Annotated in this window: 21 protein-coding genes and 2 pseudogenes; 16 read left to right on the top strand and 7 right to left on the bottom strand. The window is 63.0% G+C overall.

What is annotated here, in order from left to right:
* Nucleotides 1-82 precede the first annotated feature (82 nt).
* A complete protein-coding gene (locus tag JTF07_RS05945; RefSeq protein WP_204233317.1) occupies nucleotides 83-1270 on the top strand; it encodes a CobW family GTP-binding protein in 1188 nt (395 codons plus the stop codon).
* A 313-nt stretch (nucleotides 1271-1583) separates the two neighbouring features.
* Nucleotides 1584-5264: an efflux RND transporter permease subunit gene (locus JTF07_RS05940; RefSeq protein WP_353843886.1), complete on the top strand. Its 3681-nt coding sequence runs from the start codon at nucleotides 1584-1586 to the stop codon at nucleotides 5262-5264.
* A 61-nt stretch (nucleotides 5265-5325) separates the two neighbouring features.
* Here JTF07_RS05940 and aztA read toward each other — a convergent pair whose 3' ends face one another.
* Nucleotides 5326-5958 (bottom strand): zinc ABC transporter ATP-binding protein AztA, encoded by a 633-nt coding sequence (gene aztA, locus JTF07_RS05935; protein WP_204233316.1) that lies wholly within the window; start codon nucleotides 5956-5958, stop codon nucleotides 5326-5328.
* Between the two features lie 29 nt (nucleotides 5959-5987).
* On the opposite strand from aztA, the gene aztB reads away from it, so the two are divergent.
* The 4 genes from aztB (at nucleotide 5988) to aztD (ending at nucleotide 10337) form a co-directional block, all read left to right on the top strand.
* Nucleotides 5988-6839 carry a zinc ABC transporter permease AztB gene (gene aztB, locus JTF07_RS05930; RefSeq protein WP_204233315.1) on the top strand — a complete coding sequence of 284 codons (852 nt, stop codon included), beginning with the start codon at nucleotides 5988-5990 and terminating at the stop codon, nucleotides 6837-6839.
* Between the two features lie 9 nt (nucleotides 6840-6848).
* Nucleotides 6849-8081, top strand: a complete 1233-nt coding sequence (locus tag JTF07_RS05925; protein ID WP_204233314.1) for an outer membrane protein assembly factor BamB family protein — start codon at nucleotides 6849-6851, stop codon at nucleotides 8079-8081.
* A complete protein-coding gene (gene aztC / locus JTF07_RS05920) occupies nucleotides 8081-9004 on the top strand; it encodes a zinc ABC transporter substrate-binding protein AztC (RefSeq protein WP_204233313.1) in 924 nt (307 codons plus the stop codon). The genes JTF07_RS05925 and aztC overlap by 1 nt, the downstream gene beginning before the upstream one ends.
* Nucleotides 9005-9086: 82 nt before the next feature.
* Nucleotides 9087-10337 carry a zinc metallochaperone AztD gene (gene aztD, locus JTF07_RS05915; RefSeq protein WP_204233312.1) on the top strand — a complete coding sequence of 417 codons (1251 nt, stop codon included), beginning with the start codon at nucleotides 9087-9089 and terminating at the stop codon, nucleotides 10335-10337.
* A gap of 81 nt (nucleotides 10338-10418) precedes the next feature.
* On the opposite strand, the gene JTF07_RS05910 is transcribed toward aztD, so the two are convergent.
* Entirely contained in the window at nucleotides 10419-11225 is an 807-nt protein-coding gene (locus JTF07_RS05910; protein WP_204233311.1) for a FadR/GntR family transcriptional regulator, read from the bottom strand.
* 215 nt (nucleotides 11226-11440) lie between these two features.
* Between JTF07_RS05910 and JTF07_RS05905 the strand changes: the two genes are divergently transcribed.
* Together JTF07_RS05905 and JTF07_RS05900 are read left to right on the top strand one after the other, a co-directional pair.
* The gene (locus JTF07_RS05905) at nucleotides 11441-13132 is read left to right on the top strand and encodes an L-lactate permease (RefSeq protein ID WP_204233310.1); all 1692 of its coding nucleotides are present in this window, start codon (nucleotides 11441-11443) and stop codon (nucleotides 13130-13132) included.
* A gap of 76 nt (nucleotides 13133-13208) precedes the next feature.
* Nucleotides 13209-14477 (top strand): alpha-hydroxy acid oxidase, encoded by a 1269-nt coding sequence (locus tag JTF07_RS05900; protein ID WP_204233309.1) that lies wholly within the window; start codon nucleotides 13209-13211, stop codon nucleotides 14475-14477.
* Between the two features lie 66 nt (nucleotides 14478-14543).
* On the opposite strand, the gene JTF07_RS05895 is transcribed toward JTF07_RS05900, so the two are convergent.
* Nucleotides 14544-17033 carry an excinuclease ABC subunit UvrA gene (locus tag JTF07_RS05895; RefSeq protein ID WP_204233308.1) on the bottom strand — a complete coding sequence of 830 codons (2490 nt, stop codon included), beginning with the start codon at nucleotides 17031-17033 and terminating at the stop codon, nucleotides 14544-14546.
* A 64-nt stretch (nucleotides 17034-17097) separates the two neighbouring features.
* Between JTF07_RS05895 and JTF07_RS05890 the strand changes: the two genes are divergently transcribed.
* The 4 genes and pseudogenes from JTF07_RS05890 (at nucleotide 17098) to JTF07_RS21030 (ending at nucleotide 18597) form a co-directional block, all read left to right on the top strand.
* Nucleotides 17098-17253 (top strand): hypothetical protein, encoded by a 156-nt coding sequence (locus JTF07_RS05890; RefSeq protein ID WP_204233307.1) that lies wholly within the window; start codon nucleotides 17098-17100, stop codon nucleotides 17251-17253.
* A gap of 715 nt (nucleotides 17254-17968) precedes the next feature.
* Nucleotides 17969-18079 (top strand): annotated as a pseudogene (locus tag JTF07_RS20300) (hypothetical protein); the annotation flags it as partial.
* Between the two features lie 9 nt (nucleotides 18080-18088).
* A pseudogene (locus JTF07_RS20295) lies at nucleotides 18089-18231 on the top strand (IS3 family transposase); the annotation flags it as partial.
* Nucleotides 18232-18318: 87 nt separating this feature from the next.
* Nucleotides 18319-18597 carry a DUF8610 domain-containing protein gene (locus JTF07_RS21030; protein WP_502710959.1) on the top strand — a complete coding sequence of 93 codons (279 nt, stop codon included), beginning with the start codon at nucleotides 18319-18321 and terminating at the stop codon, nucleotides 18595-18597.
* A gap of 72 nt (nucleotides 18598-18669) precedes the next feature.
* Here JTF07_RS21030 and JTF07_RS05880 read toward each other — a convergent pair whose 3' ends face one another.
* Together JTF07_RS05880 and JTF07_RS05875 are read right to left on the bottom strand one after the other, a co-directional pair.
* Nucleotides 18670-19335, bottom strand: a complete 666-nt coding sequence (locus tag JTF07_RS05880; protein ID WP_139467925.1) for an SGNH/GDSL hydrolase family protein — start codon at nucleotides 19333-19335, stop codon at nucleotides 18670-18672.
* A gap of 38 nt (nucleotides 19336-19373) precedes the next feature.
* A complete protein-coding gene (locus JTF07_RS05875; protein ID WP_204233305.1) occupies nucleotides 19374-19901 on the bottom strand; it encodes a helix-turn-helix domain-containing protein in 528 nt (175 codons plus the stop codon).
* A gap of 71 nt (nucleotides 19902-19972) precedes the next feature.
* Between JTF07_RS05875 and JTF07_RS05870 the strand changes: the two genes are divergently transcribed.
* Genes JTF07_RS05870 through JTF07_RS05860 form a run of 3 tightly spaced genes read left to right on the top strand, consistent with a single transcriptional unit; the run spans nucleotide 19973 to nucleotide 21836 of the window.
* A complete protein-coding gene (locus JTF07_RS05870; protein WP_204233304.1) occupies nucleotides 19973-20332 on the top strand; it encodes a hypothetical protein in 360 nt (119 codons plus the stop codon).
* A complete protein-coding gene (locus JTF07_RS05865) occupies nucleotides 20329-21045 on the top strand; it encodes an ABC transporter ATP-binding protein (RefSeq protein WP_204233303.1) in 717 nt (238 codons plus the stop codon). The genes JTF07_RS05870 and JTF07_RS05865 overlap by 4 nt, the downstream gene beginning before the upstream one ends.
* Nucleotides 21042-21836 carry an ABC-2 transporter permease gene (locus JTF07_RS05860; protein ID WP_204233302.1) on the top strand — a complete coding sequence of 265 codons (795 nt, stop codon included), beginning with the start codon at nucleotides 21042-21044 and terminating at the stop codon, nucleotides 21834-21836. The genes JTF07_RS05865 and JTF07_RS05860 overlap by 4 nt, the downstream gene beginning before the upstream one ends.
* A 31-nt stretch (nucleotides 21837-21867) precedes the next feature.
* On the opposite strand, the gene JTF07_RS05855 is transcribed toward JTF07_RS05860, so the two are convergent.
* Complete coding sequence (locus JTF07_RS05855; RefSeq protein WP_204233301.1) at nucleotides 21868-22275, bottom strand: VOC family protein; 408 nt, start codon at nucleotides 22273-22275, stop codon at nucleotides 21868-21870.
* A gap of 73 nt (nucleotides 22276-22348) precedes the next feature.
* On the opposite strand from JTF07_RS05855, the gene JTF07_RS05850 reads away from it, so the two are divergent.
* Nucleotides 22349-22927 carry a TetR/AcrR family transcriptional regulator gene (locus JTF07_RS05850; protein ID WP_204233300.1) on the top strand — a complete coding sequence of 193 codons (579 nt, stop codon included), beginning with the start codon at nucleotides 22349-22351 and terminating at the stop codon, nucleotides 22925-22927.
* Here JTF07_RS05850 and JTF07_RS05845 read toward each other — a convergent pair.
* The gene (locus tag JTF07_RS05845; RefSeq protein ID WP_252199322.1) at nucleotides 22922-23398 is read right to left on the bottom strand and encodes a MarR family winged helix-turn-helix transcriptional regulator; all 477 of its coding nucleotides are present in this window, start codon (nucleotides 23396-23398) and stop codon (nucleotides 22922-22924) included. The two genes, JTF07_RS05850 and JTF07_RS05845, sit on opposite strands and share 6 nt — an antisense overlap.
* Between the last annotated feature and the right edge of the window lie 9 nt (nucleotides 23399-23407).

The raw sequence follows: 23407 nt of genomic DNA, 5'->3' as shown, positions 1-23407 counted from the left end.
ATACGTTGATATGTTCCGGTATTAATGAAAAACGTTACCATTAGCGGATGATGAGCGTTCCAAGGGCAGATGTGGAGGAGATGTGAACAGGAAGCAGTCCGCAGGAGCCGTCCCGGTGATCCTCCTGACTGGCTACCTGGGGGCAGGTAAGACCAGTCTGCTCAATCACCTGCTGCGCCATCCCGATGCGCGCATCGGGGTCGTCGTCAATGACTTCGGCGACCTCAACATCGACGCGGGCCTTGTCGTCGGTCAGGTCGATGAGCCCTTCTCCATCTCGGGCGGATGCATCTGCTGTCTTGATGATGACACTTCACTCGAAGACGCACTCACCGCTCTGGCGAAACCTCGGCTGCGTCTCGACGCCATCATCGTCGAAGCCAGCGGTTTCGCCGAACCCCTGACACTGGCACGGATGGTCACCCGCATGGGCCACCACCGCTTCCACCTCGGCGGGGTCATCGACGTCGTCGACGCCACCATGCATGCCGCCACAGTCGACACCGAAACCGCACCGCCGATGCGCTACGCGGCGACGACCCTGGTGCTTGTCAACAAGCTCGATCAGCTCCCCGCCGCGGACCGGGACACGGCTGTCGCTGCGATCCGGGAACGGGTCCATCAACGTAATCCGAGACTCCTCGTCGTCGGCACCAGCCACGGCCGTCTCGACCCGGCGCTGATCTTCGACCCTGGCTCAGGGGACGAACGAGGCGGCGACGGAACACAGTCGGGTGACAGTTCGACCGGGGATGCAGGCGCAAGCGCAGACCCCGTCCAAGCGGAACTTCCGATCCGGGAACTCATCCGACAGGCCTACGCCGAGGCCGCTCAGGAGGGCCTCGGCGGCGAAGGTGAGAACGCCCCCGTCCACCACCACTCACAGTCGGTGACGATCACCGGCAGCGGGTCTGCTGATGCTGGTGCCGTGCTGGACTTCCTTGAGGACCTGCCTGCCGGGGTCTACCGGGTGAAGGGCTCGATTCTTATCGACGACAGAGCCGGAAGCAGGCGCTATGGGCTCCAGGCGGTAGGCCCGAACGTCTATGTGTCGGCGGTTGCGCCGCAGTCGGTGGCCGCACCGCAATCAGAAGCCGCGCCGCGATCGACGATGGCACCGCAGGAGGAGCGCTGGGACAGCGTGCTGGTCGTCATCGGCGAGTCCTTCGACGAAGCAGCAGTCCGGGAGAAGCTGAAGGCCGCGTTGGCCAGTGGCGGAGGCGCGAACGGAGTGGAGCGACTCCGCCACTACGTACGCCTGCACAGCTGAGAGCAGTGAGGCGCGTTTCTGAGCCGAAGCCCGTCACATTCACGATTGTGGTGTTTCCGGAATCCAAGACGGAGGAAAACACCCGCGCCCGCAGACGACAGCGCTCATATGATCGAATCATGACCGATCTCCCATGCCTCACTCAGCCTTTTGGGGGAGGAAGAAGACAACTTTCGGGGGACGCGTCGACTGGCCCCGCCTGAAAGACTGAACTCGTTCCACCCTCGCCCGGACCATCCCCGTCGACACCGCTCCACAAAAACACCCGATCAACCATCCGCAGCTCCCGCATGCCCAAAACCCGGAGGAACCCGTGTCCCTGATCACCAGGATGAGTCTGAAGAACCGCCTCATCGTCGGCCTGCTCACCCTTGTGATCGCCGTATTCGGCGTCATTGCGACCACCTCGCTCAACCAGGAGACGATGCCCTCGGTTGAGCTGCCCGGCACCTCGGTGCAGGTCACGGTTCCGGGAGCCTCACCCGAGGTCGTCGAGGAATCGGTGACCAAACCGATCGAAACCGCGCTCGAAGGGGTCGGCGATCTCGAGACGGTGAGCACAACCTCCTCGGCGGGATCGATGTCGGCCAACGTCACCTGGCCCTTCGGCAAGGATGCCGAGGAGATGACGGACTCTGTGCGCTCCGCCGTCGACTCCGCGAAGGCAGACCTTCCCGACGGCGCCGAGGCAGAGGTGCTCTCCCAGCAGATCGACGACGTCCCGGTGGTCATGTTCGCCGTCTCCGGGGGAGACGACTCGCAGAAGCTCGGCGACCTCGTTGAGACTGAACTCGTCCCCGAGCTCCAAGGCGTCGCGGGCGTCTCCAGCGTCGACGTGGCCGGGCAGAACGAGCAGCGAGTCAACATCAGCTTCCGTCCCGACGACGTCAACGAGAAGAACGTCGTCACCACCTCGGTGCCCGATGAGCTCACCGCGGCAGGGACAGTTGTTCCCGCCGGGCAGAGTGCAGACGGGAACAAGTCCCTATCGGTCGAGGTCGGCGATGAACTCGACGCGGTCGACCAGATCGAGAAGACCCCGCTGCGCACGGCTGACGGCACGGTCCTGCTCGGCGAGGTCGCCGATGTGGAGCTCGATTCCGTGGATAAGACCTCGTACTCGCGTGCCGATGGCAAGGATGCCGTGACGGTGTCGGTGACCAAGGGCCAGGACGACAATGTCGTTGAGGTCTCCCACGGAGTCAATGAGGTCCTCGAGAGGATGGGGCCCGAACTCGGCGGCGACATTTCCTTCTCCACGATCTTCGACCAGGCTCCCGAGATCGAGAAGTCGATCCATGACCTGTCGGTCGAAGGCGGGTTGGGACTGTTCTTCGCGATCCTCGTGATCCTGGCCTTCCTCGGCTCCTTCCGGTCCACCGTGGTCGCCGCGATCTCGATCCCGATGTCGCTGCTGATCGCGATGATCGGTCTCATGGTCGGCGAATACACCTTGAACATCTTGACCCTGGGAGCCCTGACCATCGCCGTCGGCCGTGTCGTCGACGACTCCATCGTCGTCATCGAGAACATCCGCAGACGGCAGGGTACAAGCGACCTCACGATCGATGACATCGTCGCCTCCGTCAAACAGGTGGCCGGCGCCATCACGGCCTCGACCCTGACCACTGTGGCCGTGTTCCTGCCCATCGCCTTCGTCGACGGCATCGCCGGGCAGCTGTTCCGACCGTTCTCCGTGACCGTGACACTGGCTCTGCTCGGTTCGCTCCTTGTCGCGCTGACGATCGTTCCGGTCTTCAGCTACTGGGTCCTGCGGAAGAGCCCGAAGCCCCTGTCGCCGAAGCGCCAGGCTGCCACCGACGCACGCTATGAGGCGTGGGCCCGGAAGCATCGTGAGAAGGGCATCAAGCGCGCGGAGAGACGACAGTCGAAGATCGACAGGAAGAATGCCAAACGCGACGCCAAGGGCAAGACGCTGCTCCCGGCGGCGACTGCCGATGCTCCGGTGACGCCGATGCCCGGCGACGGCGAGGCCTCGGACAGGGTCGACCGTCTGCAGCAGCGAAGCCTGCCTGCTATCCTGGCCGCACTTCGACACCCATGGCGCACGATCGTCATCTCTGTGGCGATCTTCGCCGTGACGATGATGATGGCCAGCTTCCTCAAGACCGACCTCCTCGGGGCCGCAGGGCAGAACTCTCTCTACATCGCGCAGACCCTGCCAGCCGGAGCCTCGCTCGAGGCCAGTGATGAGGCGGCAAAGAAGATCGAAGACGTCCTCGCTTCCGACCCGGACGTCGATACCTACTCGACGACCGTCAACGGACCCGAAACCGGTTCAGAGAACTCCTTCAACATCACCCTGAAGGACGATTCCGAAGCCGAGGTCGCAACGAACCGGCTGTCGAACCAGATCGACGGACTCGGCGACGACGTCGGCGAGATCGATCTCCAAGACGCCTCAGGCAGTGCGAACGAGGACGTGGAGATCAAACTCTCCGGCTCTGATCTGTCAGCGCTGAGCGAGGCCGCCGATTCCGTGACGAAGAAGATGAGTGAGACCGAGGGTGTGACGAACGCCCGCAATGACCTCGCCTCCGATCAGCCGATCATCCACGTCGATGTGAACCGGGAGAAGGCCGCGGACTACGGCTACAGCCAGGCCGAGGTGGGACAGGCCATTGCGGCAGCCCTGCACGGAAGTGAAGCCGGAACTCTGACGCTGGAGGGCAAGGAGCGAGATATCTTCCTCGCCCCAACCCACCCTGATGCGACTCCAGACGAGATCCGAGCTTTGGAGCTTCCGGTCACCGAGGTGCAGACGCAGAACGCCCAGGAAGACGCGACCGACGCAGTCGAAGAGAAGACCGACCGCAGAGCCGAGGAAGCCAAGGCCAAGGCCGAAGAGGAAGCAGCCGATCAGCTTGACTCGGCGCGGGAGGCCCGCGACAACGCCGCCGATCAGCTCGAGGAAGCCCGGAAGGCTCTGCGCGATGCCCGGAATCCACCGCCGGCTCCGAGCCCCGGCGACATGGCCGCCGACCAGGTGGAACAGGCCGAAGAAGGCGTCGAACAAGCAGAGAAGGGCCTGAACGAGGCCAACGACGCGATCGACGACCTCGTCGACAGCCAGCGCGAGCAGGAGGAGAGCCAGGCCGAGGAGCAGGACCTCGCCGACGAGCAGGCGGCGATCCCCGACATCAAGGGCGACCCGATCACGGTCGATGAGATCGCCAGCGTCGACGAGACCGAAACCCCAGCCACCGTCACCCGGGAGGACGGAAACCGTCAGGTCACAGTGTTCGCCACCCCTGCCGAAGGGCAGCTCAACCCGGTCTCCACCCAGGCACAGGAACTGACCTCGAGCATGGATCTGCCCGATGGAGTGAGCTTCGACGTCGGAGGGGCGAGCCAGGAGCAGGCTGACTCCTTCGCCCAGCTCGGATGGGCCATGCTCGTGGCGATCGCGCTGGTCTTCCTCGTCATGATCGCGACCTTCCGCAGCTTCGTCCAGCCGCTGATACTGCTCGTGTCGATTCCCTTCGCCGCGACCGGTGCCGTGCTGCTGTTGCTGCTGACCGGCACACCGCTGGGCATCCCCTCGCTCATCGGCCTCCTCATGCTCATCGGCATCGTGGTGACCAACGCGATCGTGCTCATCGACCTCGTCAACAAGCTTCGCGAGCACGGAATGGGGCTGTGGGATGCGATCATCCACGGCACCCGACTGCGACTGCGCCCGATCCTGATGACTGCCGCTGCCACGGTCTTCGCGCTCGTGCCCATGTCATTGGGACTCACCGGCGGGGGAGTCTTCATCTCCCAGCCTCTGGCGATCGTCGTCATCGGCGGCTTGACCTCCTCGACCGTGCTGACCCTGATCCTCGTGCCTGCCCTCTACCTCCTCGTCGAACGGCGCAAGGAGCGCCGGGCGGAGCACAAAGAGGCGAAGGCTGCGGCCAAGCATGAGGCCGATCAGCACAGAATCGACGAAGAGACCGCCGAGGTTGCCGCCCGTCCCGTAGATGGGTGAGATTCCGTGCGGCGACGGTTCATCGGAGCGGGAGTTCTGGTGATCGAGTTCTGGTGAAGGCTCACCCAAACGCGAGCGCACCCTGGCGCAGATGGACGACGTGGTCGGCCCGAGACGCCTGGGTGCGCTCATGCGTAGCCATGACGATCGTGGCGCCGCGGCTGCGCTCGGAGTCGATGGCCAAGGTGATGTCCTCGGTCGCTCGAGCATCGATTCCGGCCAGAGGTTCGTCGAGGAGCAGCAGGTCAGCGCGTTGTGCCAGACCTTGCGCCACCAGGGCACGCTGACGCTGACCCCCGGACAGTGAACCGAGGCGACGCGAGGCGAGGTCGTCGATTCGCAGCTGGGCGAGACAGTCGTCGACGATCTGCTGATCATCGCTGCCGAGGCGGGCGAAGAGGCCCTGTGTGCTCCATCTGCCCATGGCCACGACCTGTCTGACGGTGATCGGAAGATGGTCCGGAGCAGAACTGCGCTGTGGCACGAAAGCCACAGTAGAGGGCAGGCCGGAGATCGATCCGTGTGTCGGCCTGAGCAGTCCTGCCAGTGCCATGAGCACCGTTGACTTGCCTGAGCCGTTGGCGCCGACGAGCGCCGTGATTCGGCCCTGGGGTGCGGCCAGGGTGATCTGGTCGAGCGCGAGATGGGCACCATAGTGAGCGCTGAGGTTGGTGAGGGTGATCGGATTGTCCACGCCCTAACAATAATGGTTATCATCATCGAATGGAATTCCTATTCGCGCCCTTCGAGGTGTCCTTCGTCCTCCGCGCCCTCATTGCCGGTGTACTCGCCGCCGTGCTGTGCGGATGCATCGGCACCTGGGTCGTCCTGCGCGGCCTCGCCTTCTTCGGGGACGCGATGTCGCACGGGATGCTGCCGGGGGTTGCAATCGCGGCGCTCCTCGGTGGTCACCTCATGATCGGCGCAGCGGCCAGTGCCCTGGTGATGGCGGCCGGGATCACCTGGGTGTCTCGCGAGTCGAAGCTGTCCCAGGATGTCGGCATCGGACTGCTCTTTGTCGGAATGCTGGCCGTCGGCGTGGTCATTGTGTCCCATTCCCAATCCTTCGCCGTCGACCTCACGGGCTTCCTGTTCGGCGACGTGCTCGGTGTCCGCGGTCAGGACCTGATCATCCTCGCCGTCGCGGTCTGCCTGGGCGTGCTGGCCTGCGCACTCCTGCATCGACCATTTCTTGCGCTCGCCTTCGATGAGCGCAAGGCGGCAACTCTGGGCATGCGGCCCGGCTGGACCCATATTGCGATGCTCCTGCTCACGGCTCTGGCGGTCGTCGCATCGTTCCAGGTCGTCGGCACTCTCCTCGTCTTCGGGCTCCTTATCGGGCCCCCGGCTACGGCCTGCCTTCTCTTCGACCGCGTCGGAGTGATCATGGCGGCCGCCTCGGCGATCGGTGCGATCGCGTGCTTCCTGGGGCTGCTTGTGAGCTGGTATGCCCAGACATCTGCCGGTGCGACCATTGCGCTGCTCACCGTCCTCGTCTTCTTCGTGGTGCTCGTCGCGAGGAGGGTGAGAAGTGCGCTACGATACTCTCATCACAATGAGAACCATTATCAATAGAAAGATCTCATGACGAGGACAACAGGATTCGCCGCGCCGAGCGCGGCACTGATCGCACTGCTCGCCCTCACCGGGTGCCAGGCACAGCAATCGGCGAACGGGGCCAGCAGTCCCAGCCAGTCGACGGCTCCCCACGGATATGTCGAAGGCGCGGAGGAGGCCGATGAGCCGCAGCTGCGTCTGGCCGTCAGCGATGCGAAGACCGGTGCAGTCTCGGTCCTCGACCTGCTCACCGAGGACGTCGTGGAGAAGGTCGAAGGCTCACCGTCGACAACCTTGTCGGGGGCAGATTCCCGATATCTCTACCTCGGCGATGGTGAAGCCGGAACGGTCACAGCCGTCGACACGGGGGCATGGACGGTCGACCACGGCGACCACCGGCACTATTACAAGGCCGAGCCGAAGACCATCGGTCAGATCGACGGGGCAGACCCCGCGCACGTCGTCTCGACGCCGACAGAGGTGGCCTTCTTCTTCGACGGCGAAGGCCGGGCGAAGATCTATGACCGGAGCGTACTTGGCGACGGCGAACTCAACCAGCTCGGCACCGTGAAACCGGGTGCCCACCACGGAGTGACGATCCCCTTCGAAGACCACTTCGTGTCCACACTTCCAGGAGACAAGGCCGAGGATCTGCCCTCCGAGCTGACCGTGTACGACGAGAAGGGCAAGGCCTCTCCGATCGATGCGAGATGCGAGGAGATCCACGGCACCGGCGTCACTCGTGATGGGCTGGTCTTCGCCTGCGCCGAGGGCGTGATCAGGGTCAACGAGGACTTCGGCGCCGAGGTGCTGCCCTACCCCGAGGGCACCGATGAGCGCGCGTGGTCTGTCGAGGTCGGTCGGGACCTCGCTGCGACCGCCTTCGACGATGGTGGCATCGGGATCCTCGATGCGACGACGGATGAGTGGACGTTCGCCGACACCGAGGCCACGGTGGTCTCCGCCGGCATCGCTCCCGACGATTCCGCGGTCGTGGCCCTGGACGAAGACGGGACCGTCTATTCGCTGAACCCGGAGACCGGGAAGGTGCTGACGAAGAAGAAGCTCATCGCACCCTTCGACGCCGAGAGCCAGGGTCACGGAGCCGGTCCTTCGGTGGCTGTGGACAGCGAACGCACCTATGTCAGCGACCCTGCGTCGGGAGCAGTACTTGAACTCGACCCGGCCGATGGGCTGCGTGAGGCGCGCAGCTTCGACCTCGGCGGGGCACCCGCAAGCCTGGCTGTGACGGGGCGGTGATGGGCACACGACGGCGCCACCTCACAGCGGTGGCGCTCACGCTGGCCACGCTCGGGTCTCTGACCGCCTGCGCGGAAGGAGGCGATGAGCCGTCGATCGTGGTGACGACGAACATCCTCGGCGATGTCGTACACAGCCTCGTCGGAGACCACGCAGCGGTCACGGTGCTGATGAAGCCGAACTCCGATCCCCATTCCTTCGGCATCTCGGCGAAGGAAGCCGGAACAATGGAGGACGCCGATCTCATCATCGGCAACGGATTGGGGCTTGAAGAGGGGCTGTCGGCGAACCTCGACAACGCGCGCAGCGAAGGGGTGCGCGTGCTCGAGGTCGGTGAGCACATCGATCCCCTTGAGTACACCTCGGGCGGCAGTGCGGGGGCGCCTGACCCACACTTCTGGACCGATCCCGCGCGGATGGTTGCCGCCGTCGATGTCATCACCACGGCGTTGGGGGAGGAGGTCGGCGATGACCTCGCCAAGGCCATCGAACAGTCCGCGGCCTCGTATCGAGGGCAGCTTCACGACCTCGATGCCGAAATCGAAGAGATCGCCGAGACGATCCCTGCCCAGAATCGGAAGCTCGTGACGAACCATCACGTGTTCGGCTATTTCGCGAACCGCTTCGACTTCGAGGTCATCGGGGCGGTGCTTCCGAGCGGAACCACACTGGCATCACCCTCGGCGGCCGATCTCGAGGAGCTTGCCCGCACGGTCGAGGACGCGGGGGTGCCCACAATCTTCGCGGATTCTTCGCAGCCGCAGAAGCTCGCCGAGGCCCTGTCTGAGGAAGTCGACCTCGATGTCGAAGTGACACCGCTGTTCTCGGAATCGCTGACCGAAGCCGACGGGGAGGCCGGAACCTACATCGACATGCAGCGAGCCAACGCGCAGGCCATTGCAGACGGACTCGTGCCCCGCTGACGAGCGGTTCTCAGCGAGGCACACGGCCTCGCAGCACCACAGGTCACGAACAGACCATCATGGAAATAGGGAAGAGAGAAGAATGAGAACACAACGAACCCTGATCGCACCACTGGCTGCCAGCGCAGCCGTCACCGCCCTCCTGCTGAGCGGGTGCGCCACCACCGGTGCGGAGGCCGACCCCGACAGCCGCGAGCAGACAGACACTGCGGAGCCCTCGGACGCCGAGCAGGTTGAGGAGACGCAGCCACGGCTGATCACCACCTACGACGGTGGCATCCTCACTCTGGACGCGAAGACGCTCGAGGTTATCGACGATACGAAGCTCAAGGGCTTCAACCGAGTGAATCCGGTCGGCGACGGTCGACATGCGATGGTGTCGGTGGCGAACGGATTCCAGCTCTTCGACGCCGGTGTCTGGACCGAAGAGCATGGTGACCATACCCACAGCTTTGCCGGTTCACCGCAACTGACCGACAAGGTCTACGAAACCGATACCCCAGGTCACGTCGTGCGCCACGGCGGTTCGACTGTGCTCTTCGGCGACGGCGACGGGCGTATGCAGATCTTCGACACCGAGGCTTTCCACGATGGTGCACCCGAACCCGAAGTCAAAGAGGCAGAGGAAGCACACCACGGTGTGGCGGTGCAGTTGGAGAACGGCAACGTGCTGCACACCATCGGCAATGAAGAGGAGCGCTCGGGAGCGAAGGTCGTTGATGCCGACGGCAAGGAGATCGCCCGCAACGAGGACTGCCCGGGCGTCCACGGGGAGGCCGCTGCCCAGGACGAGGCGATCGCCGTCGGCTGTGAGGATGGAATCCTCTACTACAAGGACGGGACGTTCACGAAGGTCGACTCCCCGGACGGCTATGGTCGGATCGGCAATCAGGCAGGATCCGATGACTCGCCGGTCGTGCTCGGCGACTACAAGGTCGACGAGGATGCCGAACTCGAACGCCCGGAGAAGGTCACACTGACGAACACCGAGACCGGGAAGATGAAGCTCGTCGACCTCGACTCCTCGTACAGCTTCCGTTCTCTGGCCCGCGGACCCGAAGGTGAAGCACTTGTGCTCGGCACCGACGGCAAGCTCAACGTCATCGACCCGGAGTCCGGCAAGATCACCGACTCGCACCCGGTCACCGAAGCATGGGAGGAACCCGTCGACTGGCAGCAGCCCCGGCCGACGCTCTACGTGCAGGGGGAGAAGGCCTATGTCTCCGAACCGGACAAGAGCCAACTCCACATCGTGGATCTGGCCACCGGTGAGGTGGAGAAAAGCGCCGAACTGCCGCACGCCAGCAACGAAGTCACCGGTGTGACCGGCTGAGAAAGATCGTCGGGGAACCGCCTCGGCGCAGGAGCAGTGATGGTGGGGTCGAGTTGTTGAGCTCGATCCCACCTCTGGCATTCACCTGAGTGGCGCAGGCTTCTGGGTCATGTGCGGCAGGGCTGCGGCGGCCGAGCGGATATGATCTTCGGTCAGCTGCACTGCGTGGTCGGTGTCGCGGTCGACAATGGCCCGCATGATGGCGTGATGCTCCTCCTGCAGCTGCGCCATCAGGGCACGTGGATCATCGACCTTGTGAAATGCGATGAGGATGGGGCGGCGCAGGGATCCGCGGATGGCCTCGGTGAGATCGGAGAGCAGCTGATTCTCCGTGGCGCGGGCGATGGCGACGTGGAATGCGGTGTCGGCATCGTTGAAGGTCTCGAGACTCACGCCGGGGGTGTCCATGATCGCCAGCGAAGCGTTCATGCCAGCCAATGCGTCGTCGTGGACCCGGCCTGTTGCCAGTGCGGTGCTCGAGCGCTCCAGCTGGATGCGAGTCTCGATGGCTTCCTCGATGCTGAAGTTCGCCAGAGCCACATGCAGGCGCAGGAACCGAGTCAGGGCCTCCTTGGGCATGGAGGCGATGAAGGTGCCCGCGGACTTGCCGGAGCCGACGTTCGACACGACGACGCCGAGGGACTCCATGACGCGCAGGGCCTCACGCACTGCCGCGCGACTGACCTGAAGTTTGGCAGCCAGCTCCCGTTCCGAGGGCAGCGGATCGCCGACGGTGAGGGATCCGGAGGTGATCTGCTCCTCGATCGCATTGATGACGAGTTCGTGTGTGCTCGATCGGGAGACTGGCTTCCATTCCGGCGCCTGGGGCGTGTTGAGGGCGTGACCTGCGGCGGTGCCGTCTTCTGGGGTGACTGATTCACTGGGCATGAGTACTCGCTTTTCGCACCTCGCCATCATCCCACGAGTAGGACCCTGCCTCATCGGGAATGAATTCTTGACCTGGATCACATCCGGTCCTACACTCACTTTAGTGGTCTGACCACACAAAGGACATACTGAAACCCATCGAGTATGCATGTTCGGGCGCGTTCAACGTCGAAACGCAGACGCTGCAGTCGAGCACCGATCGTGCAGGAGAAGATATGTACACTCCTGAAATCGCCCCACTTGCAGACAGCCTCCTGTGGTCATCGCTGGCTGCGCTGCTGCCGCTGCTGACCATCTTCGTCACCCTCGGATTCTTGAAATGGAGGGCCCACTGGGCAGGACTGGCGGCAGTCATCGTCGCTCTGATCGTTGCCATATTCGTCTACGGCATGCCGGTCGGACTGGCTGGCCTCTCGGCCAGCCAGGGATTCGCTTTCGGGCTGTTTCCGATCATGTGGATCGTCATCACCGCCATCTGGCTCTACGAACTGACGGTGAAGTCAGGACACTTCGAAGACCTCAGACTGGTCATCAACGTCATCTCCGATGATCCTCGCGTGCAGGCGATCCTGGTCGCCTTCTGCTTCGGAGGACTGCTCGAAGCCCTTGCCGGATTCGGCGCCCCGGTTGCCATCACCGGTGTCATGCTCATCGCAGTCGGCTTCACCGCCATGCGAGCAGCAGTCGTCGTGTTGGTGGCCAACACCGCTCCGGTCGCCTTCGGTGCGATCGCCATCCCGATCATCACCGCCGGCAACCTCACCGGGATCGACTACAGGGAGATCGGTGCCATGGTCGGTCACCAGACTCCATTGCTGGCTGCCGTCGTGCCGCTGTTCCTCATCTTCCTCGTCGACGGCAAGCGAGGTCTGCGTCAGCTCTGGCCACTTGCTCTGGTCGTCGGGGTGGTGTTCGGGGCAGCGCAGTTCGTCTCTGCGAACTATCTCTCGGTTGAAATGACCGACATCATCGCCTCGCTCTTGGGCCTCGCCGCTGCCGTGATCATGCTCCAGTTCTGGAAGCCCGTCGGCGGCCAGGACGCCCTGGATAAGATGGCCGACGAACGCAGTCGGGAGAAGGCCAGCGCGCCCGATGCCGGTGGAGCAGCCTCAGCCGTGGCGACCTCCTTGGACACGAAGGCGGCACCTCTGACCGGTCAGCGAGTGTTCATGGCGCTCTTCCCCTACCTCACCGTGATCGCCATCTTCTCCGGTGCCAAGCTGATCCCAGTCATCGACAAGTGGCTGGCCGCCACCGATGTCAAAATTCCTTGGCCGGGGCTGGATGGGAACATCATGACTGCTGCGGGGGAGCTGTCGACGAGCACGGTCTACAATTTCCAATGGTTGTCATCACCGGGCACGATGCTGCTGGTCTCAGGCATGATCGTCGCCATCGTGTACAAGATGACCGTCAAGGACGCGTTCCAGGTCTTCGTCGATAATGTCGTCAAAATGCGATTCTCCATTCTCACCGTCGGACTCGTCCTGGCACTGGCCTACGTCATGAATCTGTCGGGACAGACGATCACAATCGGCACTTGGATCGCCGGGGCCGGGGCGCTGTTCGCCTTCCTCTCACCAATCCTCGGCTGGCTCGGCACAGCAGTGACCGGTTCTGACACCAGCGCCAACGCGCTTTTCGCGACGCTGCAGCAGACTGCCGCGACGAAGGCCGGAATCGATCCCGTCCTCTTGGTGGCTGCCAACAGCTCCGGTGGAGTCGTGGGCAAGATGATCAGCCCGCAGAACCTCACCATCGCAGCTACGGCGGTCGGCCTCCTCGGCCAGGAGGCCTCGATCTTCCGCCGCGTCATCTGGTGGTCGCTGGGCATGCTCGTCGTCATGTGCCTGCTCGTTGGCCTGCAGTCGACCGTCCTGTCCTGGATGGTTCCCGGCGGGGCGTGAGGCCCAGCGAACTGAAAGCTGAATACTGAAGACTGAACACTGAAGATTGCGAACTGAAGAGAAAGAGACTGCGCCAATGGTCAAGAGACAACTGCCCAATCCGTCCGAGATCTTCGAGCTGATGAAGTTCAAGAAGTTCGAGCTCGACTCCCGGAAACGCCGGCTTGAGTCGGCGTTCACGATCGCGGATCTGCGCCAGATAGCCAAGCGGCGCACCCCCGCAGCCGCGTTCGACTACACAGACGGCGCAGCGGAGGGGGAGATCTCGATGGAGCGCTCCGTGCAGGCCTTCCAGGACATCGAGTTCCACCCCTCCATCCTCAACGATGTCTCGCATGTCGATACGTCGACACAGATCCTTGGCGGCAGTTCGGCGATGCCCTTCGGCATTGCGCCCACGGGGTTCACTCGGCTGATGCAGACCGAGGGTGAGACCGCCGGTGCCTCTGCAGCCGGTGCAGCAGGCATTCCATTCACCCTGTCCACCTTGGGTACGACGTCGATCGAGGACGTGAAGAAGGTCAACCCGAATGGGCGCAACTGGTTCCAGCTCTACGTTATGCGCCAGCGGGAGATCTCCTACGGTCTGGTCGAGCGGGCGGCTGCAGCAGGCTATGACACGCTGTTCTTCACCGTGGACACTCCGATCGCCGGTGCCAGGATCAGGGACAGTCGCAACGGGTTCTCCATCCCGCCGCAGCTCTCGCCGAAGACCGTTCTCAATGCGATTCCGCGTCCCTGGTGGTGGTGGGACTTCCTGACCACGGAGAAGCTGCAGTTCGCGTCTCTGTCCGAGACTGGTGGAACTGTCGGCGAGCTGCTCAACTCGGCCATGGATCCGTCGATCGATTACGACGACTTGGCCACGATCCGAGAGATGTGGCCGGGCAAGCTTGCGATCAAGGGCGTCCAGACTGTTGCCGATGCCAGGAAGCTTGCCGATCTCGGCGTCGACGCCATTGTGCTGTCGAACCATGGCGGACGACAGCTCGACCGCGCCCCGGTTCCCTTCGAACTGCTGCCCTCGGTGGCGAAGGAAGTCGGCAATGACCTCGAGATCATCGTCGACACGGGAATCCGCGATGGTGCCGACATCGTCGCAGCAATGGCCTTGGGTGCGAACTTCACACTCATCGGCCGGGCCTACCTCTACGGGCTCATGGCCGGTGGCAGAGAAGGCGTCGATCGCACGATCGCGATCCTCAGCGAACAGGTTGAGCGGACGATGAAGCTCCTTCAGGTATCAAACATCGCCGAGCTCAACCCGAGCCATGTGACCCAGCTGCGCAGGCTCAGTCGGGATGGTCAGTTGGAGGGTGCGGACCCGGATACGAAGTCCGTGTGACTGCTGTCTGAGCTGGCAGTGGTCTTCGCCTCGGAGACTGTTGCCAGCTCACCCGTCGAATGCTGGTCAAAGGGACGACTCCTTCGCCAGATATCGTCCCGTGACGCTGTCCTTGTCATCGGCAACCTGGTGCGGAGCGCCGGCGACCACGATGCGACCGCCGTCCACTCCGCCACCCGGGCCCATGTCGATGACATGGTCGGAGTTGGCGATGACATCGAGGTCATGTTCGATGACGACGACGGTGCCTCCCTGATCGACGAGTCGCTGCAGGACGCCGATGAGCAGCCGTACGTCCAATGGATGGAGCCCGATGGTGGGCTCGTCGAACACGAACAGGGTGCCAGTCTGCGTCCGATCGAGTTCTGAGACGAGACGCAGACGCTGCGCTTCACCGCCGGACAGGGCCGGAGTCGCCTCGCCGAGGGTGAGATATCCCAGTCCCACCTCCTGCAGTGCCTGCAACCGTGTGCTGACCTTCCTCAGATCGGCAACGTGCCCGGCAGCCTCGGTGACGGTCATCGCCATCAGCTCGGGCAGCGAAATCTCACCGTCAGTACCGGGACGGCGATGAACCTCGGCGTCGGGGCCGTAGCGACGGCCCTCGCAGTCGGGGCAGGCGATGTCGACGTCGGGGAGGAACTGCACGTCGAGTGTGATCTCTCCCGTCCCCTCGCAGCGTGGGCACCGCAGAGAACCGGTGTTGTAGGAGAAGTCCCGGGCGCTCAGGCCGACGGCCTTCGCCGAGTCGAGTTTGGCGTAGGCGCGCCGGAGCTCATCGAGGATGCCCGAGTATGTGGCGACGGTCGAGCGGACATTGACCCCGATCGGGGTGGCGTCGACGACGCTGGCCTTCTCGATTCCGGCACCCTCGATCGAGGTGACGTGCGAGGGCAGACGGGCTTGATCCGGTGCGCGGAGTGCGGGAATGAGGCTGTCGAGAACCAGCGTGCTCTTCCCGGATCCGGACACTCCGGTGACAGCGGTGATCCGTCCCCGAGGGATCGTGACGTCGAGGGCATGCACGGTGTGGATGGGAGAGGTGCGCAGACTGATCGTCCCGTTGTCGAAGACCTGATCGGGCGCCGCAGAAGTGCGGACAAGGCTGTCCTCTCTTCCGGTGAGGAACCCGCCGATGAGAGAGTCCGGGTTGTCGCCGAGGCTGTCCACCGTTCCGGTGGCGACGACCGTCCCGCCGTCGTTGCCGGAACCGGGACCGATCTCGATGAGATGGTCGCATTCACGCAGCACGAGAGGGTCATGGTCGACCATGACAACGGAGTTGCCTTCCTCGAGCAGGTCGGAGATGACCCCTTGGAGTCCGCGGATGTTCGATGGGTGGAGGCCGATCGAGGGTTCGTCGAGGACATAGAGGACCCCGGTGGTCTCGTTTCGTACGGCTCGAGCCAGCTGCACACGTTGGCGCTCGCCGGTGGAGAGTGTTGATCCGGCACGATCGAGCGAAAGATAGTTCAGGCCGAGGTCGAGCAGTCGCTTCGACATGTGCTCGAGCGTGCTGGTCAGTGCCTCGGATATGGAGCGCATCGTCTTCGGCACGGTGTCGGCCACCGCCTCGGCCCAATCGGCGAGTTCACTCAGGGTCATGGCGGTGACATCGGCGAGATTGAGATCGCCGATCTTCGGCAGCAGCGCTTCAGGTGCGAGTCGGGTGCCGTGGCACGTGGTGCAGGTGTGTTCGGTGAGGAACCGGCTCACCCGGGACAGTTGTTTCTCATCGGTCGCGCGTTTGAGCTCCTCGCTCACGGTCAGTCGCGCATTGCGGAAGGTGAAGTCGAGCTCGTGCAGACCCTTCTTCGAGGTCACGGCGATGTGCTTCTTCTCTTCCGGGCCATCGAAGATGATGTCCTTCTCCTCGGAGCTCAGCTCCTTCCAGGGGATGTCGGTGCGGACGCCGAATTCGCGCGCGATCTGCGGTTGGACGTTGAAGCCGAACATCTGCCACGGAATCACCGTTCCATCGTCGATGCTCATGTCTTCGTCACGGATCAGGGAGGCATCGTCGACCTTGCGCACAATGCCCGTCCCTTCACATGATGGGCAGGCTCCCACCGAATTGAAGGCCAGCTCCTCTGCTCCTGGAGCGTGAACGTTCGCTCCGCAGCTCAGGCACGCGAAGGTCTCCTCTGCCGCGACATTGAGCGTCGGTTCCTGTCGGTGGCCGTTCGGGCAGACGTGTGATGCCAGGCGCGAGAACATGAGCCGGACGACGTTGAGCAGTTCGGTGGACGTGCCGAAGGTCGATCTGACGCCGGGGATGCCAGGGCGCTGTCGCAGAGCCAGAGCGGCAGGCACGTGACTGACCCGGTCGACGTCGGCACGCGGCGCTTGGCTCATCCTGCGGCGTGTGTACGTGGACAGCGCTTCGATGTAGCGTCGAGAGCCTTCCGCGTACAGGACTCCCATGGCCAGGGACGATTTGCCCGAACCGGAGACACCGGCGATGCCGACCAGCCGACCCAATGGGACGTCGACATCGATGTTCGCCAGGTTGTGCACGCGGGCGCCTCGGATCTCGATCATCTGGTGATTGCTCATGCCCCCATTGTCGCCGCATAGCTGTCGCGCGGGTGGAGATCGCGATGAGATCAGCATGGGCCTCATGCCGACTGCAGTCGGAGAGACCCAGGCGTACTCCCTGTATGTGACCCAGACGTACTCCCTGTATGAAGCCGGCGACAAGTACTCTGCGCCGATGGTGGATCAGCTCGCTTCGAAGAACGTCGAGGGCCCGGTCGAAGAGCAGCAGAAAGTGTAGGATCTCGTTACTCTTGTCAGAAGCTCACCGAGGTGACCTTGGACATGACAACTTGAGGAGACCACTTTCGTCTCACTAAGTTGTCATTTTCTTCCAGTACCTACCACAGAGTGGATGAAAGCCTAAAGATGAGCTATCGCGGTGCAACATTGCGTAAAGGAGTGAGCGCCCGCTTTGCGGTCAAGTCGCTCGGGTAAAGTCGTATCACCTACGAGTGTTCGACGACGAGCAGGATCCGCCTACTGTCAAGGGAGCTTGGATTGACCAGGTCCACGCTCGTCAGCGATCTCAATGTCTGACCTCTGCCTGCCAACATCAGGGCTCACAGGCGGTGGAAGTGCATCCGATCTCATTTAACCTGTAATCATGCCATGAAAGTCATACGACGTTCGCACACTGAGGGCGAAAGCCATCTCCTCGCTGCGCACTGGCGTCACAGCGTTCAACGCACTGGAAAACAATGGAAGAGTGACCACAGTCTTGATCCATCTTAAGCATTGTTTCGAAATGCTCCTCGAAGCAGCGCTGCTCGCTACTGGAGACAAGAATGTCTTTGACAAAGGGAAACAAGTAGCCACAGATTGAACCGTCCTTAGTTTGATTGAGGGTGTGACAGATATCCGGAAGGACGGCCCTTTTACCGAACCCGAAGGATCCTACCGAGCTCCACGCGCGTACCACACGGTTGGCGGTGGAAGCTCGCCGAGACCCTGCGATGCGCAACGGCGCGATCGCTCGGATCGCTGAACAGACCGGTGTCCACAAGGAAGCTCTCCAGACGTGGGTCAAGCGCGCTGAAGATGACGATCTGCCCACGACGCCGATCGACTCCACAGCTCGGATCCGGCAACTGGAGGCTGAGAATCGGGGGCTGAAGAAGACGAACGAGATCCTCCGGTCAGCGACCGCGTACTTCGGCAAGGCGGAGTTCGACCGCCTACGGAAGTGATCGTCGCTTTCCTCGACGAGCACAAAGACCTATAGGGCACTGCGCTACACACGACCAATGACCCTGAAGCCGAAGCCGCCGGCATCCGTGAAGTCCACTTGGAGATAAAGTTCTACATGGGAAAATATGACCTGGCCGACAAATCAAACGTTAACCGCACCCGAGCCACAGCTCTGCGCAGGCACTTGGGACTAGACAATGACGACGACCATTTTTCGCACCTCTTTCGACTAGGTACCCAGAAAACGTTGCGACACTCGGACAACGCGCTACGAGCGATGCGAGATGCGCTACGCCAAGTTGATATAGAGAGGGTCTGGGCAGCGCACCGTCCTATCTCAGCAAAAGTAGCCGACAGTCTTCCTGCATGTGACCAACCAGGCAGCGCCCAGTAGGTAAAAGTAAGGAACTACGCTCTGATCGCCTCAGAAGGGGCCGGAAGACCCGCATTGTTTGACTGTGGAGCTTCAGCCAGCATCGCGATCTACCATCAGGTCCGCGACGACCGGCGCGAGTGCGACACCCAGGGCGTGGTGCTGGTCGGCGTCGAGATGCACGCCGTCGTGCTTGCTGCTGGTGGTGATCGTGTTCGAGTCGAAAAAGACGCAGTCGGTGTCTTCGCTGACCTGTCGAATTGCCTGCGCGAGACCCTGTGCGGCGATATCCCCGCCCGCGAACTTCGGGCCGATCGGTCCTCGAGGGTTGTCAAGCTGCGGGGGCGCGATGACGAGAATCGGCGGGGTAGGCATCCCGGGCTCGATCGGCGCTGTCCTGATCGCGTTGATGAGCGCTGCGATGCCCATCGCGGAGTGCCAGGGTTTGTGCTGGTGCATGGATTGGAAGTCGTTCGTGCCGAGTAGGAGAATCACGAGGTCGAGCGGGGATTGCGCTTCTATGACCTGTTGGATGCCGCTGAGGGCGTTCCGCCCAGGTTTGTATGGGTCGTCGAAGGCGGTGCGACGCCCGTTGAGACAATCCTCCGTCAGCCGGATGCGACCGTCCCTTCCCGCGTTGAGCGCGGCGTGCAGGACTCCGGGCCAGCGCTCTTCGAAGGGAAGTCGCTGCCGAGTCGTCGGGACTATGCCCCAGGTCAGCGAGTCCGAGTACACAAGGATGTGCTTCGTCGTTGGCATCTTGTCTCCTTTGCGTTGCCGTCGTTCTCTTTACGCGTTCACGGGTCCGGAAGGAGGATCGTGGCGAGGTTGACGCGTTGCTGACCGTCCTCCCGTTCCGTCAGGTAAGGGGCCAGTAGCTCGGCGAGGTTGGACTGGATCGTGGCGAGATCCTCCCTGTTCACGTACAAGGGCGTTCGCGCGAAACCGACCAGCTCACGGGCTTCGGGAGAACCCGCGCTGAGGAAACGATCGAAGTCACCCGTGACGTCTCCCAAGAAAGTCAGGAAGGCTGTGTTTAGCTGCGCGCTGCTCATCGCAGAAAGCTCGGCGTGGTCAATCGCTGCCATCCGGTCCCCTAGCGCCAAGGTTCGCTCGATCGCGCCACGAGATCTGCGCTCATCGACCACGGCGACAACCTCGGCATCGAGGAGGGCCGCTACATGTCGATAGAGCGTGGCCTGCGGGATATCCGGGAGCGCCTCGCGCAACTGTGCCGTCGTGCGGTTGCGACCACCCAGCTGCTGGATGATCCGTAATCGCACGGGGTGCAGCACGACCTCTGCCAGAGCAGTCTTGTCCGGCACCTTGACTCCTCACTGTTATCATTATGATAATGTTCTCGTTACGATTCTATTCTAGCGATCAGGAGAGAACGATGACGAACATCACGTACGACCAAACGGGAGTGCACGTGCAGTTTCCTGGCTGGGAGGCGACGATGACGGGCTTGCCGAAGCTGTCAATTTCGAGGGCGGCGATCCGTGGTGTAACGAGCGAGCCGGGATGGACTTCCGAGATCCTCGGGATGAAATCCGGTCTCGTCATCTCTGGCTACCGCAAGCTGGGCACGTTCAGACACCCTTCGGGAGTGCGGCGCCTAGTCTCGATGAAGCGCGGTCACCCGCTGCTGCGGATCGCCGTCGACCGGGCCGCCGTCGGGTTCGACGAGGTCCTCCTGAGCACCGATGCTGCAGAGTCGATCGCGGCAGACCTCCGATCGGACGTGCACTCTTGAACGCTGCGATCGAGGTAGAGGCGCTCTCAAAACGGTTCGGGGCAGTCGTTGCGCTCGAAGATGTCACCTTGAAGGTCGAGTACGGGCGCGTCGTCGGGTTCCTCGGGCCCAATGGGGCAGGGAAATCGACGCTCATGCGCGCACTACTCGGCCTAGTTCGCTCCGACAGCGGTGAGGCTCACATTGCTGGCCTTCCGTATGCCCACCTGCCTGCGCCCGCAAAGACCGTGGGCGCGGTCCTGGACATTGCCTCAGCGCATCCACGCATGACGGCACGCGCTCACCTTCACACGTACGCGGCACTCGGAGGAATGGACCGGTCGCGGGTCGACACCGTGTTATCCCTCGTGGGGGCGCAGTCGTACGCCGATCGTCGGATCGGCACCTTCTCCACCGGGATGCGCCAGCGCCTCGCGCTGGCCACCGCGATGCTCGGCGACCCGGACATCCTCGTGCTCGATGAGCCGTCGAACGGTCTCGACCCAAGCGGAATCGCCTGGCTCCGCACATTCCTGCGCGAGTTCGCCGATGCTGACGGCGCCGTACTGCTCTCCAGCCATGTGCTCAACGAGGTTGAGCACACGATCGACGACGTCATCCTCATCGACCGAGGCCGCACCGTCTGGGCGGGCGCACTCGAACGACTCGTAGCGCAAGATGCTCCCCTCGAAGAAGCCTTCCTGCGCCTCACGCAGAAAGAACCCCTCCTATGAATGCCGTCTATGGCGAAGTCGCGCGACTGAGCGGCACCGGAGTAGCACTGCGGTCGACACTGGTTGCGCTCGCGTGTGGTGGCGGATTGACGCTTCTCCTTGCGCTCACCGGACCGCAGAACGCCCAGCCTCCCATGCCGGACATCGACACCCCCGAAGGCGTTGGATTCGTGCTCGGCATCGGAACCGTGCTTCTGTTCGTCCCCGCGCTGATCGGGACCATCGCGATCACAAACGAGTATCGACACCGCACGATCGGCACGACGTTCCTCGTCGTTCCTCGTCGGGGTCGAGTACTCACAGCCAAGCTCGCCGTGTACACAGCGCTGGGCATTGTCTACGGAATGGTCGCATCCCTGTCGGCCTTCCTCGCCCTGATCGTCGCAACATGGATGCGCGGTGTACCGCTGGGCGTCAATGTGGTGAATCTGGTACCGGCACTCATACAGCTCAGCCTCGCCGCTGCCGCCTACATGCTGCTTGGAGTAGGGATCGGCGCGTTGGTGCGTTCACCCTTCGTCGCGATCGGCGTCGTGCTCGGCTACTTCCTGTTCGTCGAGTACGTCCTGATGATGGTTCCCGGCGTCAATGCGATCTACCCGTTCCTGCCGGGCGGCGCGACGGCATCGCTGACGAGTTTCGACTTCCTCACCGGCGCGATCGCGAGCCAGACAGCGCTGACGCCTGCGACGATGGTCTCACCTGTGCTCGGCGCTGCGATCCTCGTGGCATACGCGGTCATCGCGGCGATTCTCGCCATCTTCGTTCCCCTTCGGCGAGACCTGAGGTGAACGGATCCAGGGTCTCGCCGAACGGGAGCCTCTATGGCTGTACATACGCGCTCGCGTAGTCCTCACTGGGAGCCACGGGCTGGATGATGTCGAGCAGCACACCATCGGGGGCAGCAATGATGAAGTGCCGCTGACCGAAGTCCTCGTCGCGAAGCGGTAACACCACGTTCACCTCTGTTCTGCCGGCCAGCTGCTTGTGGACGGCATCGACGTCGCTGACTTCGAGGTTGACGATCACTCCTCGGGGAAGTTCACGGTATCCGGCCGGCACCGTGGAGTGATCGTGAGCCAAGATCGCCAGCTCGAACTCGCCTAAGCGCAAGCTGACATACCAGTCGGATCCAAAGGTCGTCTCAAAACCGATGAAGTCGCGGTAGAAGGACGCCGCGGCGTCGACATCGCGAGACATGAGCACGGGATAGAGGCTGGTGACGGACATTGCACTCCTTTACGTACGATATGCATGTAACGAAGCCAGCATACATGCACACTGTACGTAAAGGAAGAGGACCATGCCCCGCGCCTCCGCAGCCGACGCCGCCCAGACAGCCCAACGCATCCTCGATTCCGCGAAGGAACTCTTCTCAGCACGAGGCTTCAGCGAAGTCTCCGTCGATGACGTCGCCCGGGACGCCGGGGTCACACGGGGGGCGGTCTACCACCACTACCGGAACAAGGTCGCGCTGTTCGGCGAAGTCGCCGCCCGACTCCAAGCCGACGTCGCACGAGCTGTCGTCGCGGCAGCCGAGAATGCAGACCCGCAGCCTCACGAACAGCTCAAGGCCGGGTCGCACGCATTCCTCGATGCGATCACGAACGGAGCCGCCATGCGCATCCTGCTCATCGATTCACCAGCAGTGACCGGCTGGCAGGAATGGCGCCGACTCGACGCAGAGAATTCGGCGACGCATCTGCGAGAGGCACTACGTGAGGCAGGAGTTGCAGAAGACATCCTCGATGCGTCGACCGCGCAGCTCTCCGGCGCGATGAACGAAGCAGCCCTGTGGACAGCCCAACAGAACGACATCGACCTGGCTCGTCGGCAGTCTCATCGGGCCCTTGACAGACTGCTCACGGCCTACGTGTCATAGAGCCGACTCTGGAGCATGGGAGAGTTTTCCAGAGATTCGCACGATGTCGAGGAGGTCGCGCGCGTCGAGCCGATCGGCGAACCGGCGGCACACGGATTCCAAGTGCACGGCAGTCGCTCCACGAAGGGCGTCGAGACCGAGGGGGGCGAGTTCGAGCAGACAGCCGCGACCGTCTGCCGGGTCGGGATCACGGCGAATCAGCTCTCGCGCTTCCATCCTGCCGGCGTGACGCGAGAGCCTGCTCCGCGACCACCCCATCTTCTGCGCCTGGGCATGCAGTGTGCTCGTCATCTCCGGCGCTTCGACCAGGGTGCTGAGCACCTCGTAGTCGGGCTCCGAGAGACCCGACGCTGCAAGGTCGTGCACCACACCGGCCTGCACTGCGATCGTCATGCGACGAAACGCGCGCCAGGCGACTTCCTCATCCTCGTTCAACCACGGCGCCGCGGACCCCATCCTTTTCGTTGACATGTAATCATT

Source organism: Brevibacterium sp. RIT 803 (assembly GCF_016892625.1).
Classification (GTDB): domain Bacteria; phylum Actinomycetota; class Actinomycetes; order Actinomycetales; family Brevibacteriaceae; genus Brevibacterium.
The sequence above is the reverse complement of the archived record's forward strand: the minus strand, read 5'-3'. Positions and strand labels throughout refer to the sequence as shown.